At 67.4% G+C, this 14844-nt stretch carries 15 protein-coding genes; 8 read left to right on the top strand and 7 right to left on the bottom strand.

Going from position 1 to position 14844, the window contains the following annotated elements; translation table 11 throughout:
- Positions 1-20: 20 nt before the first annotated feature.
- Positions 21-755, bottom strand: a complete 735-nt coding sequence (locus VF649_RS03795) for a phosphatidylserine decarboxylase (protein WP_331010628.1) — start codon at positions 753-755, stop codon at positions 21-23.
- Between the two features lie 164 nt (positions 756-919).
- Here VF649_RS03795 and VF649_RS03790 point away from each other — a divergent pair, with 164 nt between their 5' ends.
- From VF649_RS03790 to VF649_RS03775, 4 genes are read left to right on the top strand one after another with little or no spacing between them, the layout of a single operon-like run.
- Positions 920-2140 carry an NADP-dependent isocitrate dehydrogenase gene (locus VF649_RS03790; protein WP_331010627.1) on the top strand — a complete coding sequence of 407 codons (1221 nt, stop codon included), beginning with the start codon at positions 920-922 and terminating at the stop codon, positions 2138-2140.
- A gap of 55 nt (positions 2141-2195) precedes the next feature.
- Positions 2196-3803: a GNAT family N-acetyltransferase gene (locus tag VF649_RS03785; protein ID WP_331010626.1), complete on the top strand. Its 1608-nt coding sequence runs from the start codon at positions 2196-2198 to the stop codon at positions 3801-3803.
- 59 nt (positions 3804-3862) lie between these two features.
- A complete protein-coding gene (locus VF649_RS03780; protein WP_331010625.1) occupies positions 3863-5650 on the top strand; it encodes a cation:proton antiporter in 1788 nt (595 codons plus the stop codon).
- 47 nt (positions 5651-5697) lie between these two features.
- Complete coding sequence (locus VF649_RS03775; protein WP_331010624.1) at positions 5698-6060, top strand: hypothetical protein; 363 nt, start codon at positions 5698-5700, stop codon at positions 6058-6060.
- A gap of 34 nt (positions 6061-6094) precedes the next feature.
- Here VF649_RS03775 and alaS read toward each other — a convergent pair whose 3' ends face one another.
- Genes alaS through VF649_RS03760 form a run of 3 tightly spaced genes read right to left on the bottom strand, consistent with a single transcriptional unit; the run spans position 6095 to position 9761 of the window.
- Positions 6095-8752, bottom strand: a complete 2658-nt coding sequence (gene alaS, locus VF649_RS03770; RefSeq protein ID WP_331010623.1) for an alanine--tRNA ligase — start codon at positions 8750-8752, stop codon at positions 6095-6097.
- Between the two features lie 52 nt (positions 8753-8804).
- Positions 8805-9431 (bottom strand): glutathione S-transferase, encoded by a 627-nt coding sequence (locus VF649_RS03765; RefSeq protein WP_331010622.1) that lies wholly within the window; start codon positions 9429-9431, stop codon positions 8805-8807.
- 57 nt (positions 9432-9488) lie between these two features.
- The gene (locus VF649_RS03760; RefSeq protein WP_331010621.1) at positions 9489-9761 is read right to left on the bottom strand and encodes a hypothetical protein; all 273 of its coding nucleotides are present in this window, start codon (positions 9759-9761) and stop codon (positions 9489-9491) included.
- Positions 9762-9864: 103 nt separating this feature from the next.
- Between VF649_RS03760 and VF649_RS03755 the strand changes: the two genes are divergently transcribed.
- Positions 9865-10041 carry a hypothetical protein gene (locus tag VF649_RS03755; protein ID WP_331010620.1) on the top strand — a complete coding sequence of 59 codons (177 nt, stop codon included), beginning with the start codon at positions 9865-9867 and terminating at the stop codon, positions 10039-10041.
- Between the two features lie 20 nt (positions 10042-10061).
- Here VF649_RS03755 and VF649_RS03750 read toward each other — a convergent pair whose 3' ends face one another.
- On the bottom strand, positions 10062-10703 hold the full coding sequence (locus VF649_RS03750; RefSeq protein ID WP_331010619.1) for an alpha/beta hydrolase: 642 nt from the start codon (positions 10701-10703) through the stop codon (positions 10062-10064).
- A 67-nt stretch (positions 10704-10770) separates the two neighbouring features.
- On the opposite strand from VF649_RS03750, the gene VF649_RS03745 reads away from it, so the two are divergent.
- The 3 genes from VF649_RS03745 to VF649_RS03735 are packed head-to-tail and all read left to right on the top strand — an operon-like array spanning position 10771 to position 13300.
- Positions 10771-11853, top strand: a complete 1083-nt coding sequence (locus tag VF649_RS03745) for a cysteine desulfurase family protein (RefSeq protein ID WP_331010629.1) — start codon at positions 10771-10773, stop codon at positions 11851-11853.
- The gene (locus VF649_RS03740) at positions 11850-12968 is read left to right on the top strand and encodes a cysteine desulfurase family protein (RefSeq protein WP_331010618.1); all 1119 of its coding nucleotides are present in this window, start codon (positions 11850-11852) and stop codon (positions 12966-12968) included. Before VF649_RS03745 ends, VF649_RS03740 begins: the two co-directional genes overlap by 4 nt.
- Positions 12965-13300: a 2Fe-2S iron-sulfur cluster-binding protein gene (locus VF649_RS03735; RefSeq protein ID WP_331010617.1), complete on the top strand. Its 336-nt coding sequence runs from the start codon at positions 12965-12967 to the stop codon at positions 13298-13300. Before VF649_RS03740 ends, VF649_RS03735 begins: the two co-directional genes overlap by 4 nt.
- Position 13301: 1 nt before the next feature.
- Here the strand turns inward: VF649_RS03735 and VF649_RS03730 are convergent, their stop codons facing one another.
- Together VF649_RS03730 and VF649_RS03725 are read right to left on the bottom strand one after the other, a co-directional pair.
- A complete protein-coding gene (locus VF649_RS03730) occupies positions 13302-14567 on the bottom strand; it encodes a class I SAM-dependent RNA methyltransferase (protein WP_331010616.1) in 1266 nt (421 codons plus the stop codon).
- Positions 14558-14844 (bottom strand): NAD(P)H-hydrate dehydratase (locus VF649_RS03725; RefSeq protein WP_331010615.1); only part of this gene is annotated, 287 nt, incomplete at its 5' end. The genes VF649_RS03730 and VF649_RS03725, both read right to left, overlap by 10 nt.

The following is a 14844-nucleotide window of genomic DNA, read 5'->3' as shown; positions in this document are numbered from 1 at the left end:
CATCCGCCGCACCGGCCGCTTCATTGCGCGATCCCGTCGACCAGCACCGCCTCACCCAGCCTGGCCAGCACCGTCTCGCCCGCCAGCGTCCGCTGGCCCAGCGCCACGCGCGGCAACGTGCCAGCCGGCAGATACACGTCGACGCGGCTGCCGAAGCGGATCAGCCCGACCCGTTGCGCTCGGGCCACCAGGTCGCCCGGCTTCACGAACGGCACGATCCGGCGCGCGACCAGCCCGGCGATCTGCGTAAAGCCGATTCGCGTCCCATCGGCACCCTCGACCAGGATATGCTGACGCTCATTGTCCTCGCTTGCCTTGTCGAGGTCCGCGTTCAGAAACTTGCCGGAGATATAGATGACCTGACGGATCGTGCCCGCGATCGGCGATCGGTTGATGTGCACATCGAACACGCTCATGAAGATCGAGATCCGGGTCATCGGCAGGCTGCCGAGCCCGTCCGGCCCCTCCAGTTCGCGCGGTGGCGGCACGGTCGCGATCATGGTGATCAGCCCGTCGGCGGGCGCGATGATCAGCCCCTCCCCCAGCGGCGCGGTGCGGATCGGATCGCGGAAGAAGGCCGCGACCCAGGCGGTGATGCCGACGAACGCGAAGCCGAGCTCGTCCCAGATGAAGAACAGCAGCAGGACCGTGATCGCGGCCGAGATCAGGACGAACTTGCGGCCATCCGGGTGGATGGATGGAAAGCGCCATTTGATGGTGGTGGTGCCGACGTCCGGCTTTTCGAGCGATGTCATGCCCGCACCCTAGCAGCGTGGCGCAATCTGACAATGACGTGGGTGCGCCGTGGCACGGCGGCGGCGGTGACGTGGGGGCATCGTGGTTCCGCCCGGTTGATCCGCGCGGCATCGTCCCGTAAGCGACGCTCAACTTTCTCCTATCCGGAACAGGGCGAACCCGCATGGCCAAGATCAAGGTACACACTCCCGTCGTGGAGATGGACGGCGACGAGATGACCCGCATCATCTGGGCCTGGATCCGCGAGCGGCTGATCCTTCCCTATCTCGACATCGACCTGCAATATTATGATCTCGGCATGGAAAATCGCGATGCGACGGACGATCGCGTCACGGTCGAAAGCGCGAAGGCGATCCAGAAATACGGCGTCGGCGTCAAATGCGCGACGATCACGCCGGACGAGGCCCGCGTCGAGGAGTTCGGCCTGAAGAAGATGTGGAAGTCGCCCAACGGCACCATCCGCAATATCCTGGGCGGCGTCGTCTTCCGCGAACCGATCGTCATCCGCAACGTGCCCCGGCTGATCCCCGGCTGGACCGACCCCATCGTCGTCGGCCGCCACGCGTTCGGCGACCAGTATCGCGCGACCGATTTCAAGGTGCCGGGCCCCGGCAAGCTTAAGATGATCTGGGAAGGCGAAGACGGCCAGCGGATCGAGGAAGAGGTTTTCAACTACCCCTCCGCCGGCGTCGCGATGGGCATGTATAATCTGGATGATTCGATCCGCGATTTCGCCCGCGCGTCGATGAACTATGCGCTGCAGCGCGGCTGGCCGCTGTATCTGTCGACCAAGAACACGATCCTGAAGGCCTATGACGGTCGTTTCAAGGATCTGTTCGCCGAGGTGTTCGCGGCGGAGTTCGTCGACAAGTTCAAGGCGCGCAACATCGTCTACGAACATCGCCTGATCGACGACATGGTCGCATCCGCGCTGAAATGGAGCGGGAAGTTCGTCTGGGCCTGCAAGAATTATGACGGCGACGTGCAGTCGGATCAGGTCGCGCAGGGCTTCGGCTCGCTCGGTCTGATGACCTCGGTGCTGCTGTCGCCCGACGGCAAGACGGTCGAGGCCGAAGCAGCACATGGCACCGTGACCCGCCATTACCGCATGCACGAGAAGGGCAAGGCGACGTCGACCAACCCGATCGCGTCGATCTTCGCATGGACTGGCGGTCTCAAGTTCCGCGGCCAGTTCGACAACACGCCCGATGTCACGCGCTTTGCCGAAACGCTGGAGCGGATCTGCATCGAAACCGTCGAACAGGGCGCGATGACCAAGGATCTGGCGATCCTGATCGGCCCGGATCAGCCCTGGATGACCACCGAGCAATTCTTCGAGGCGATCGTCCAGAATCTCGACAAGGCGATGGCGAGCGCTGCCTGACGGAACGCCCGACCCGGTCCCCCGTTCATCCGCCGACGGACGAACGGGGGACAGCATGACAAAGAGTACACGCGCACGCCTGGAGGTGCGCACCGCGATGCCGGCGGATGCCGCCGGGATCATCCAGCTGATCGATCGCGTCTATCCGCGGATGAGCAGCTATACCGCCGGCCAGATCCGGGGGCAGATCAACAATTTTCCCGATGGGCAGTTCGTCGCTATCTATGACGACACGATCGTCGGCTATTGCGCGTCGTCGCGGCTGGATGAAACCGTGGTCATGTCGCCGCATGACTGGGAACAGATTTCCGGCAACGGCTTCGGATCGCGGCACGACCCGACCGGAGACTGGCTGTACGGGTTCGAGATGTGCGTCGATCCCGAACGCCGCGGCCTCCGGATCGGAAAGCGCCTGTACGAAGCGCGCCGCGCCCTGGCCGAACGTCTGGAATTGCGCGGGATAGCCTTTGGCGGCCGCCTGCCGGGGTATCGCCGCGTCCGCGACAAGGTGGATGGGCCCGCCGCCTATATCGAACAGATCACGGCCGGCACGCTGCGCGATCCGGTGATCGGGTTCCAGCTAGCGAACGGGTTCGAACCGGCCGGGGTGCTGCCGCGCTACCTGCCGGAGGACAAGCAATCCGGTGGGGCCGCAGCGCTGATGGTGTGGCGCAACCCCTATGTCGATCCCAACGAAGCCGCCAAGTTCCGGGTGCCGCGCGGGATCGAGAGCGTCCGCCTCGCCACCGTCCAGTTTCAGGCGCGCGCGGTCGCCGATTTCGCGGAGTTCGTGCGCAACGTCGAATATTTCGTGGACGTGGCGTCCGACTACAAGGCGGATTTTGTCGTCTTTCCAGAGCTTTTCACGCTGTCCCTGCTATCGTTCGAGAAGCGGGAACTGTCGCCGATGGATGCGATCGACCGGTTGACCGAGCATACCACGCCGCTGGTCGCGGAACTCAGTCGCATGGCATTGGAATATAATGTCAACATCATCGGCGGGTCGCACCCGACCCGCGCGGCCGATGGCGACATCCAGAACATCGCCTATGTCTGCCTGCGCGACGGATCGGTGCATGGGCAGGAGAAGATCCACCCCACCCCCAACGAGCGCTATTGGTGGAAGATCAAGGGCGGCGATTCGATCGACACGATCCAGACCGATTGCGGCCCGATCGGCGTACTGATCTGTTACGATAGCGAGTTTCCGGAACTCGCCCGCCGGCTGGTCGACGAAGGCGCGCGGATCATCTTCGTCCCATTCTGCACCGACAGCCGGCAGGGCTATCTGCGCGTCCGTTATTGCGCCCAGGCTCGCGCGATTGAGAATCAATGTTATGTCGTGATGTCGGGCAACGTCGGAAACCTGCCCAATGTCGACAATATGGACATCCAATATGCGCAATCGGCGATCCTGACGCCGTGCGATTTCCCGTTCGCGCGCGACGGCATCGCCGCCGAATCGAGCGAGAATGTCGAGACGCTGACGATCGCCGACGTGAATCTGGCCGATCTTACCTGGGCCCGGGCGGAAGGGACGGTGCGCAACCTCGCCGATCGCCGGTTCGATCTGTACGCGATCGACTGGAGCAATCGCCCGCAAGGCGAAAAGCCGCATGTCGACAGCCGGCCGATGGGGACACGCGCACCCGGCGGCGGTTGATGGCCGGTAGCATGACATAAGGGGGTGACAGACGGCGCCGGATACCGAAAGGTCCGGACATGGCGCTTCCGATCAACTCCGACGGGTTCAGCGATACGCTGGTGATCCTGGGTGCGGCCGGGCTGGTGATCCCGGCCTTCGCCCGCGCGCGGGTGAACCCCGTCATCGGGTTCATCCTGGTCGGCATGCTGGTCGGTCCGGCCGGGCTCGGGGCATTGTCGGGGCGATTTCCCTGGCTCTACCATGTCACCATTTCCGACCCGGCGGCGATCGAACCGTTCGCGGAATTCGGCATCGTGCTGCTGCTGTTCTCGATTGGGCTGGAACTGTCGTTCCGCCGGCTCTGGTCGATGCGCGTCGATGTGTTCGGGCTTGGTGCCGCCGAACTGATCCTGTCCGCCGGGCTGATCGGTGGCGCGCTCTATCTGTTGGGGCAGGAAACCGGCGGCGCGCTGGGGCTCGGGCTGGCGCTCGCCTTGTCGTCCACGGCGTTGGTGCTGCCGATCGCGGGCATGCGCAGCCCGGTCGGCAAGGCGGCGTTCGCGATGCTGCTGTTCGAAGATCTGGCGCTGGTGCCGATCATCTTCCTGCTCGGCGCGCTTGCCCCGGTCGCGGCGGACACCGGCTGGGACGGGCTCGTCCGCACGCTGGTGCTGGGCGGGGCGACCGTCATCGGCATGCTGGTGCTCGGTCGGCTGCTGTTGCCCCGGCTGTTCGCGCAGGCGGCGCGGACCAAGAGTCCGGAACTGTTCCTGGCCGCCAGCCTGCTGGTCGTGATCCTGGCCAGCGTCGCCACCACCGCCGCCGGCCTGTCGCCGATCGTGGGGGCGTTGCTGGCCGGCATCCTGATCGCGGAAACCGACTATCATGCCGAGGTCGAGGCGATGACCGCGCCGTTTCGCGGGCTGGCGCTGGGCGTGTTCCTGATCACCGTCGGAATGTCGGTCGACCTGCGGCTGATCGCGGGCAACTGGATGCCGCTCACCACGGCGGTGGTGGGTGTCGTCGCGGGCAAGGCGGTGGTGACCGGATTGCTGCTCCGCCTGCGCGGCGCCCGGCGCGGCCTGGCGGCGGAGGTCGGACTGCTGATGGCATCCCCGTCCGAAACCACGCTGATCGTGCTGGCGACCGCGGCGCAGGCGCAGCTGATCCAGCCATCGACCGCCGCCTTCTGGCAAATCGTGACCGCGCTCGGGCTCACCATCACCCCCTTGCTTGCCCGCGTCGGCAGCGACCTGTCGCGGCGGGCGGAGCGCGCCGCTGGCCATGAACCCGCGCCCGACAGCATCGATCCCGGCGGCACGATCATCATCGGCTGCGGCCGCGTCGGCCGGCTGGTGGCGCAGATGCTGGACGCGCATCGCCAGCCTTATGTAGCGATCGAGGCGGATGTCGACGCGGTGGCGCATGCGCGCCGCCGCGGCTACAATGCGCAGTTCGGGGATATCGTCCGCCCCGGCATGATCGAGCGGCTGCGGCTGGATCAGGCCGCGGCGCTGGTGCTGACGATGGACGACCCCGCGCAGCTGGTCCGGATCACCCGCAAGGTGCGCGATCAACACCCCGCCCTCACCATCGTCGCGCGCGCCCGCGATCCCAACCATGCCGCGGAACTCTACCGCGCGGGCGTCACCGATGCCGTACCCGAAACGCTGGAAAGCTCGCTGCAGCTGTCGGAGGCGGTGCTGGTCGATCTGGGCGTCGCGATGGGGCCGGTGATCGCGTCGATCCACACCAAGCGCGCCGAATTGCGCAGCAAGATCATGGAAATGAGCGCGATCGACCACGAACCGCGCCTGCAACGCCGCCGCCTGAGCGACGCACCCGCGGAGGGCGGGGTGGAGTGACGACGGCGTGGTGGCCGCTGGGACAGCTGCTGAATGGGCCGACGGCCATGGCACAAGGCACGATCAGCGCACCGCAAGCGATGGCACGGGCACGCGCGATGATCGGTACTCCGTCCCCGTGCCGCCGGGCCGCTGTTCCGGCGAACACGGTCGTTGTCTGCGCCCGCGATCATGACCGTGACGGGCTCTACCGCGGGCCGGAGGAAATCCGTAACGAACCGAAGCCGCGCGGGGCTGGTGCAGCAACCGCATGGGGTACGCGTAATCTCGACGCAGAGGACGCGGCACTGGCCGGGCGGCCGAACGGCAGTTCTCCCGACGGAGCGGGTGGGCAAAGCGGCCTCACGCAGAAAATCCGCCGTGAATGGGAGCGTGAACGCCAGGCGATTGACGCACGGCAGCCGGAGTAACGCGCACCTCGACCGGGCTGATTGCATGTGCCCGCTATGCCGGAACCGGTGTCTCCATCAGCACCGCGCGCACCGCGTCCAGCGCCGCCGGCCCCGCATCGCCGTCGGGTCCGCCGCCCTGCGCCATGTCGGGGCGGCCGCCGCCGCCCTGCCCGCCCAATGCCGCCACCGCGGCCTTGACCAGGTTCACGCTGCTATGGGTGGCGAGCAGGTCGGCGGTGACGCCGACCGCGACCGAGGCGCGACCGTCCTTCACCGCGACGATCGCGACCACGCCCGATCCGATCCGCTGCTTGGCCTCGTCCACCAGCCCGCGCAGGCCCTTCGGATCGAAATCGTCCAGCACCTGACCGACGAAGGCGATGCCGCCCACGGTTTCGCTCTCGACCGGCGCGGCGCCTCCGCCGCCGGTCGCCAGCGCCTTCTTCGCATCGGCCAGTTCGCGTTCCAGCCGGCGACGGTCGTCGACCAGCGCCTGCACGCGGGCGGTGACCTCGTCAGGTGAGGTGCGCAGCGTGGCGGCGATCTCGCGCAGCCGGTCCTCGCGCGTGGTCAGCCACATCCGCGCCGCCTCACCGGTCAGCGCCTCGATCCGGCGGACGCCCGACGACACTGCGCTTTCGCCCACGATCTTGAACAGCCCGATCTGGCCCAGCGCGCCGACATGCGTGCCGCCGCACAACTCGATCGAATAAATGCCCTCGGGCGTCCGGCCCATCGACAGGACGCGGACCTCCTCGCCATATTTCTCCCCGAACAGCGCCATCGCGCCCTCGGCAATCGCCTCGTCCGGCGTCATCAGCCGGGTGGTAACGACGTCGTTTTCCCGGACATGGCGGTTCACATCGGCCTCGACCACGGCGATATCCTCCGCCGTCATCGGTCGCGGCTGCGAAAAGTCGAAGCGCAGCCGGTCGGGTGCGACCAGGCTTCCCTTCTGCGCGACATGCGCGCCCAGCCGATCGCGCAAGGCCGCGTGCAGCAAATGGGTGGCGCTGTGGTTCGCGCGGATCCGTCCGCGCCGGTCGACATCGATGGCCAGATGCACGGTGTCGCCCACCGCCACGCTGCCGGCCTCGATCCGCGCCCGGTGCGCATGCAACCGCCCCAGCGGCTTGCCGGTGTCCGCGACGGCGGCATGCAAACCGCCGTCGGAGGTGATCGTGCCGGCATCACCCACCTGCCCGCCGCTTTCCGCGTAGAAAGGCGTCTGGTTGGTCAGGATCGTCACAGCGTCGCCGGTTCCTGCCCGTTCGACCCGCGCCCCGTCGCGGATGATCGCGACGACCTTGGCATCGCCTTCCTGACCCGAATAGCCGGTGAATTCGGTGCTCCCCAATTCCTCGGCGATGTCGAACCAGATTTCGTCCGATGCCTTTTCGCCCGATCCCTTCCAGGCCGCCCGCGCCGCCGCCTTCTGCTCCGCCATCGCGGCATCGAAGCCGGCGCGATCGACCGTGCGGCCCTGGGCACGGAGCGCATCCTCGGTCAGGTCATAGGGGAAACCGAACGTGTCATAGAGCTTGAACGCCACCCGCCCGTCCAGTTCGCCCTCGGCGGGCATCGTCGCGGTGGCATCGTCCAGCAGTCGCAGCCCGTTGGCCAGCGTCTGCCGGAACCGCGTCTCCTCCAGCTTCAGCGTCTCTTCGATCAGCGCCTGCGCCCTCACCAGTTCGGGATAAGCGACGCCCATTTCCGCGATCAGGCTGGGCACCAGCCGGTGCATCAGCGGTTCGGCCGCGCCCAGCAGATGCGCGTGCCGCATCGCGCGCCGCATGATCCGCCGCAGCACATAACCGCGTCCCTCATTCGCCGGCAACACGCCGTCCGCGACCAGGAAGCCGGCGGCGCGCAGATGATCCGCGATCACGCGGTGGGACGCCTTGGTGGCCCCGGTCGCGGCGGTGCGGGTCAGGTCCGACGACGCGGCGATCAGCGCCTTGAACGTATCGGTATCATAATTGTCGGTGACGCCCTGCATCACCGCGGCGATCCGTTCCAGCCCCATGCCGGTGTCGATCGACGGACGCGGCAGCGTGACCCGCTCCTCCTTCGTCACCTGGTCATATTGCATGAACACCAGGTTCCAGATCTCGACGAAGCGGTCGCCATCCTCGTCCGGGCTGCCCGGCGGCCCGCCCGGAATATGGTCGCCATGGTCGTAGAAGATTTCGGAGCATGGCCCGCACGGCCCGGTATCGCCCATCGCCCAGAAATTGTCGGAGGTCGGGATGCGGATGATCCGCTGTTCCGGCAGGCCGGCGATCTTGCGCCACAGGTCGAACGCCTCGTCGTCGGTATGATAGACGGTGGCGGTCAGCCGGGCCGGGTCCAGCCCCCAGTCCCGCGTCAGCAGCGTCCAGGCATGCAGGATCGCCTGTTCCTTGAAATAATCGCCGAACGAGAAATTACCGAGCATTTCGAAGAAGGTATGATGCCGCGCCGTGTAACCGACATTGTCGAGATCATTATGCTTGCCCCCCGCGCGCACGCATTTCTGCGAGGATGTCGCGGTGACATAGGGTCGCGTTTCCAACCCGGTAAAGACGTTCTTGAACGGTACCATGCCCGCATTCACAAACATCAGTGTCGGGTCGTTCTGCGGCACCAGCGGCGCCGACGGGACGATGCGATGCCCCGCCCCCCCGAAATAATCGAGGAAGGAACGGCGGATATCGTTGGTCGATGTCATGCGCCCGGCTTAATCGACGGCCCGCCGCTTCTCAAGCATGTCGGTTGGCGGTTTATGCATAGGCGTAGGGACCGCCGCGTTCCAGCGCGCGGGCGTAGGCCGGACGCGCGTGGCAGCGTTCGAGCCAGTCGATCAGGTGCGGGCGCGACGCATCCAGCCCGGCGCGCGCGCGCGATGCCTCGACCGGGAAACTCATCATGATATCGGCCGCGGTGAAATCATTGCCCGCGAACCAGGGCCGGCCGGCGAGTTCCGTCTCCAGCCAGTCGAGATGCGTATCCAGCATCCCCTGCACCGGCTTCTTCGCCGGCAGGCCCAGCACGCCGAGCCGGTTCAGCACCAGCAGCGCCAGCAGCGGCGGCATCATCGATCCTTCGGCATAATGCAGATATTGGCGGTAGCGGAGCGCCGCATCGCGGTTGCCCGGCGGCCCGAACGTGCCACCCGCCTTTTCGATCAGATATTCGACGATGGCGGCGGTTTCGATCACCAGCCGCCCGTCATCCGCGATCATCGGCGACTTGCCGAGCGGATGGACCGCCTTCAGCGCGGGCGGCGCCAGCATCGTCTTCGGGTCGCGTTCGTACCGCACGACCTCATAGGGAAGGCCGAGTTCCTCCAGCAGCCACAGGATGCGCTGCGACCGCGAATTTTCAAGATGATGGACAATGATGGTCATGCTGGGCCTGAAGTTTGAGGGAAGGATCATCAGGCCGCATCCTGTGCCGCCTGCGGGTCAGCGTCGCTTCGTGCCGATATCGGTCCTGACGATGATCGGCGTGGAACAGCCACCCGACCGGCGGTCTATCGCCAGATACTGGCTGGCGGGTGGCAGGTCACCCAGTTTCTGTGCGCCGGCGGGCAACCGTGCGCCCACCGCGTGACGCGGGGCGGGCTCCGCACAGGCGGCGTATGGCCGTTCCGTCGATTGGGAACCAGCGGGCCGCGGCGCACCCTGCACGATCGCCGGCATCAGCATCAGCATCAGCAAGAGAAACAGCGCGCGCATCACGGGATCCTTTCGGCCGGATCCGAAGGATGCCGCAGGTCGCGGTCCGGTTCAAGCCGGCACGCCGGGTGACGCACATGGCTCGCTGCGCTAGACCACGGGCATGACCATGCTCAACGGGCTCGTCCCCGCCATCCTGATGATCGCCGTCATCGCGCTGCTGATCGGCGGCATCGCGATGCTGCGGCGGCGCGACCGGCGGCGCGGGGTGCTGATGATCATCGCCGCGGTCGTGTTCCTTGGCAACATCCTGATCCTCACCTGGCCGGCCGCGCCCTGATGCCGCGGCCGGCGCGGGAGTCAGCCCTTCAGCCGCATGTCGAGATAATTATCGACCGATCGCATCAATTGCGGCTGTTCATGTTCGAAAAAGTGGTTCGCACCCGGGATCACGTCATGATGGATGGTGATGTGCCGCTGGGTCCGCAGCTTGTCGACCAGCTTCTGCACCGCGCTCGGCGTCACCACCTCGTCGGCTTCGCCCTGGATGATGATTCCGGACGACGGGCACGGCGCCAGGAAGGTAAAGTCGTACATGTTGGCGGGCGGCGCGATCGAGATGAAGCCCTTGATCTCCGGCCGCCGCATCAGCAGCTGCATGCCGATCCACGCGCCGAAACTGACGCCTGCGATCCAGGTGGTCTGCGCCTCCGGATGGATCGACTGCACCCAATCGAGCGCGGATGCGGCATCGGACAGTTCGCCGACGCCGTTGTCGAACACGCCCTGCGATTTGCCGACGCCGCGAAAATTGAAGCGCAAGGTCGCGAAGCCGCGCCTGACGAAGGTCTGGTACAGCGCCTGCACCATGCGGTTGTTCATCGTGCCATTCGCCTGCGGGTGCGGATGCAGGATCATGGCGACCGGCGCACGCGGGCGGGGTCCGGGCTGGAAACGGCCTTCAAGACGGCCTTCGGGTCCGGGGAAAATGACTTCGGGCATCGCACCTGCTTCTTGGGTGGCGCACGCCAAGACGGGTGCGCGGTTCAGCGCGCTCCTATATGGGAGAATGCGGTTCAACCGCAATCATCGGAGATGCACCATCACCGGACGGCCTATCTATCTGGATCATGCCGCCACGACGCCGGTTTCCGCGGCGGCGCGTGCGGCAATGGCGGATGGGCTGGCGCGCTGGGCCAATCCCTCGTCTCCGCATGCCCCCGGCCGCGCCGCGCGGGCCGTGCTGGAGGATGCCCGCCAGCGGATCGCGCGCGCGCTCGGCTGGCCGCACACCCTGCTCTTCACCAGCGGCGCGAGCGAGGCGATCGCAATTGCGATGACCCGTACCCGCGTCGCGCGCCGGCTGGTTTCGGCGGTCGAACATGATGCGGTGCTGCGCGCTGCGGACACGGATCGGATCGCGGTGGATGCGCATGGCCGCGTCCGGTTGCCCGACATCGGCGGCGACGCGCCATGGCTGTTCGCGATTCAGTCGGCCAACAATGAAACCGGTGTTCTTCAGCCGCTCGCCGCCTTGGACGAACGCCTTCGCGCCGCTGGCCACCTGCTGCTCGCGGATTGCGCGCAGACCGCGGGCAAGCACCCGCTCCCCGCCGCCGACTTCATCGCGGTGTCCGCGCACAAGTTCGGCGGCCCGCCCGGCATCGGCGCGCTGCTGGTCCGCGACCTGGCGACGATCGTGCCATCGGGCGGACAGGAACAGGGCTATCGCGGCGGGACCGAGAATGTGCCCGCGGCACTGGGCTTCGCGGCCGCGCTGGAAGAAGGCGACGGCTGGGTGGCCGATGCCGCAACGCTGCGTACACGGCTGGAAGCGGGAATCGTCGCCGCCGGCGGATCGGTGATCGCGCGCGATGCGCCACGGATCGCCACGATCGGCGCCTACCGCCTGCGCGGGGTCGCCGCGACCAGCCAGTTGATCCGGCTCGACATGGCCGGCATCGCTGTTTCCGCCGGCAGCGCATGTTCGTCGGGCAGCCTGAAACCCAGCCATGTACTGGCCGCGATGGGCCTGGACGAAACCGCCGCGCGGGAGACGATCCGCGTCAGCATCGGGCGGGAGACGACGGCGGCCGAGATCGACGCGTTCCTGGCGGTCTATGCCGGCTTCGCGCGGCGGGCCGCGGCATGATCTATCTGGATTATCAGGCGTCGGCTCCGCTGGCGCCCGAAGCACGCGCGGCGATGCTGCCCTGGCTGGCGGAGGATGGGCACGCCAACCCGCATTCCCCGCACCGGGCCGGCCGCGCGGCGGCAGCCGCCGTCGAAGCGGCGCGTGCCCGCATCGTCGCGGCCGATCCCGCGCTGTCCGGCGGGCGATTGTTCTTCACCTCCGGCGCGACCGAAGCGGTCAACTGGGCGCTGATCGCCGGAATTGCCACCCTGCTGCCCGGCCGGCGGCGGATCGTGACGCTGGCGACCGAACATGCCTGTACGCTGGATACCGTCGCCTGGCTGGAACGGCAGGGGATCGAAACCGCCGTCCTTCCGGTCGGGTCCGACGGGCTGGTCGATCCGGAGGTGGCCGCGGCGGCGATCGACGATCGGACCGGCATCGTTGCCGTCATGCTGGTCAATAACGAAATCGGCACGATCCAGCCGATTGCTGACATCGCGGTGCGCGCCCGTGCCGCCGGTGCGCTGTTCCTGTGCGACGCGGTGCAGGGCTATGGCCGTGTGCCTTTGCCACCCGCCGATCTGATCGCGCTGTCCGCGCACAAGATTCATGGTCCGAAAGGCGTCGGCGCCCTGTTCGTGCGCGACGGACTGACGCTTCCGCCGCTGTTGCACGGCGGCGGGCAGGAAGGCGGCACGCGTTCGGGAACGCTGTCGCCGATGCTGTGCGCCGGGTTCGGGGCGGCCGCCAGCGTGGCGGCCGATCGCCGCGACGGCGATGCCGCGCATGTCGTGGCGCTCGCCCGCCGATTGCGGGCGGCGTTGCCGGACTGGACCGTCAACGGATCGACCGCGCACCGTTATCCCGGCAATCTCAGCCTGCGCCGAAACGGGATCGATGCCGGCCGGCTGATTTCCGGATTGCGCGATATCGCCTTTTCCGCGGGCTCCGCCTGTGCCAGCGGTTCTGGGCGGCCGAGCCATGTACTGCGCGCGATCGGCCTGGATGACGCCGCGGCGCGCACGACGATCCGGCTGGGGTTCGGCCGCTACACGACCGAGGAGGATATCGACATCGCTGCCGACCAGATCACCCGCGCCGCAATCGCCCAACAGGCGTTCGCCGCATGACGCGGATCCGCTTCCTTGGGCCCGATGGAGGTCCGACCGGCGAAACCGATGCGCCCTCCGGTACGCGGCTGCTCGATATCGCACAGGCGATCGGGCAGCCGTTGGAAGGCACATGCGAAGGGCAGATGGCCTGTTCCACCTGCCATGTCATCGTGGCGGCGGGCGATTTCGATCGCCTGCCCCGCGCGTCGGAACAGGAGGATGACCTGCTCGATCTTGCGCCTCACGTCACCCGCACCAGCCGGCTCGCCTGCCAGATCCTGCTCGACGGATCGCTGGACATGCTGACCGTGCGCCTGCCGGGGTCCGCCCGCGACATGCAGGGGCGCTGACCTAACCCTTCAACCAGCCGCGCCGGTCCAGCTGTACCTCGGTCTGGGCCGGCACATGATCGGCGGCGCGCCCGAACAATCCGACCAGCTCGACATGCGTCGACCATCGGAATTGCCCCACCGGCACCACCTGTTGCAGCACCCAGCCGCCGGCGATCAGGTTCTTTGCATCCCGCGCGAAGGTGGCGGGGTTGCAGGAGACATAGGCCAGCCGCCGCACGCGCGTTGCCGCTGCCAGCGCCGGCATCTGTTCGCGCGCGCCGGCACGCGGCGGATCGATCACCACCGCATCGAACCGGTCCAGTTCCGCGGTCGTCAGCGGTCGCCGGAACAGATCGCGATGTTCGACGAACAGCGGCAACTGCCCCGCTGTACCCGCCGACTTCAGCGCGGCGGCCGATCCGCGGGATCCCTCTGCGGCATAGACTTTCGCCCGCGCCGCCAGCGGCACCGCGAAGGTGCCAAGCCCCGCAAACAGGTCGGCCACCGTCGCCGCATCGCCGACATGCGCCTGCACGATCGCGCGGAGCGCCGCTTCGCCATCCTCGGTCGCCTGCAGGAACCCGCCGATCGGCATCGGCACCGCCGTCCCGGCCAATGTCACCGTCACCGGCTGCGGTTCCCAGCGCGGCTCGGCACCGTGGCCTTCGTCGATCGACAGGCGGGCGAGCCGGTGGCGCTGCGCAAAGTCGGTGACCGCCTCGATCGCGGCCAGCCCTTCCACCTTCACCTTGTCGATCAACAGGTCGATGCCCTGGTCGGTCAGCGTCATCTGCACCTCCGCCTTGCCCTTGCGCGGTGGCATCAGCAGCCCGAGCAGCCCGCGCAGCGGCGCCACCAGCGCGAACAGTTCGGGCGCGACGACATGGCATTCGTGCATGTCGACGATCTTGTGGGTCTCGGCCTCGTGAAACCCGATCAGCACCTGCTTGCCGAACCGTTCCGCCTTCATCGACGCGCGGCGGCGGCTGCATGGCGGCGACAACGTCGCGGGCGGCATGTCCGGGCGGTCGATCTGCTGCGATGCCAGCGCACCGGCGATGCGATCCGCGATGAACCAGCGCATGCCGTCGTCATCGACATGCTGCAATTGACACCCGCCGCATCGCGGAAAATGGCGGCAGGGCGGTGTCTGATGATGCGGACCGGGTTCGATCACGCCCCATGCGTCCAGGATGTCGAACGGCGCGGCCAGCGGCGCATGCCGGCCATCCGCGGTCACCCCCTCGCCATTGCCGGCGATCCGGACGATGCTGTCTACAGACATTGTTTCACTGCTTTCCCGATATGGTCGGCCAGGTCGTCGGCGACCAGCACCGCGCCCGCCGCATCCGCCGCCGCGCCGTGCAGCCAGACCGCCGCCTGCGCCGCGGCGAACGGATCGGCGATCCGTGCGCGCATCGCTGCCGTCAACCCTGCCAATACATCGCCCGTGCCTGCTGTCGACAACCAATGCGATGCCGGCGCCGCGATCCCCGCGCGCCCGTCCGGCGCCGCCACGACGGTATCCGCGCCTTTCAGCACGATCACGGCCTGCGCCTCGG

The organism is Sphingomonas sp., from assembly GCF_036387535.1.
Lineage (GTDB): Bacteria > Pseudomonadota > Alphaproteobacteria > Sphingomonadales > Sphingomonadaceae > Sphingomonas_R.
The sequence above is the reverse complement of the archived record's forward strand: the minus strand, read 5'-3'. Positions and strand labels throughout refer to the sequence as shown.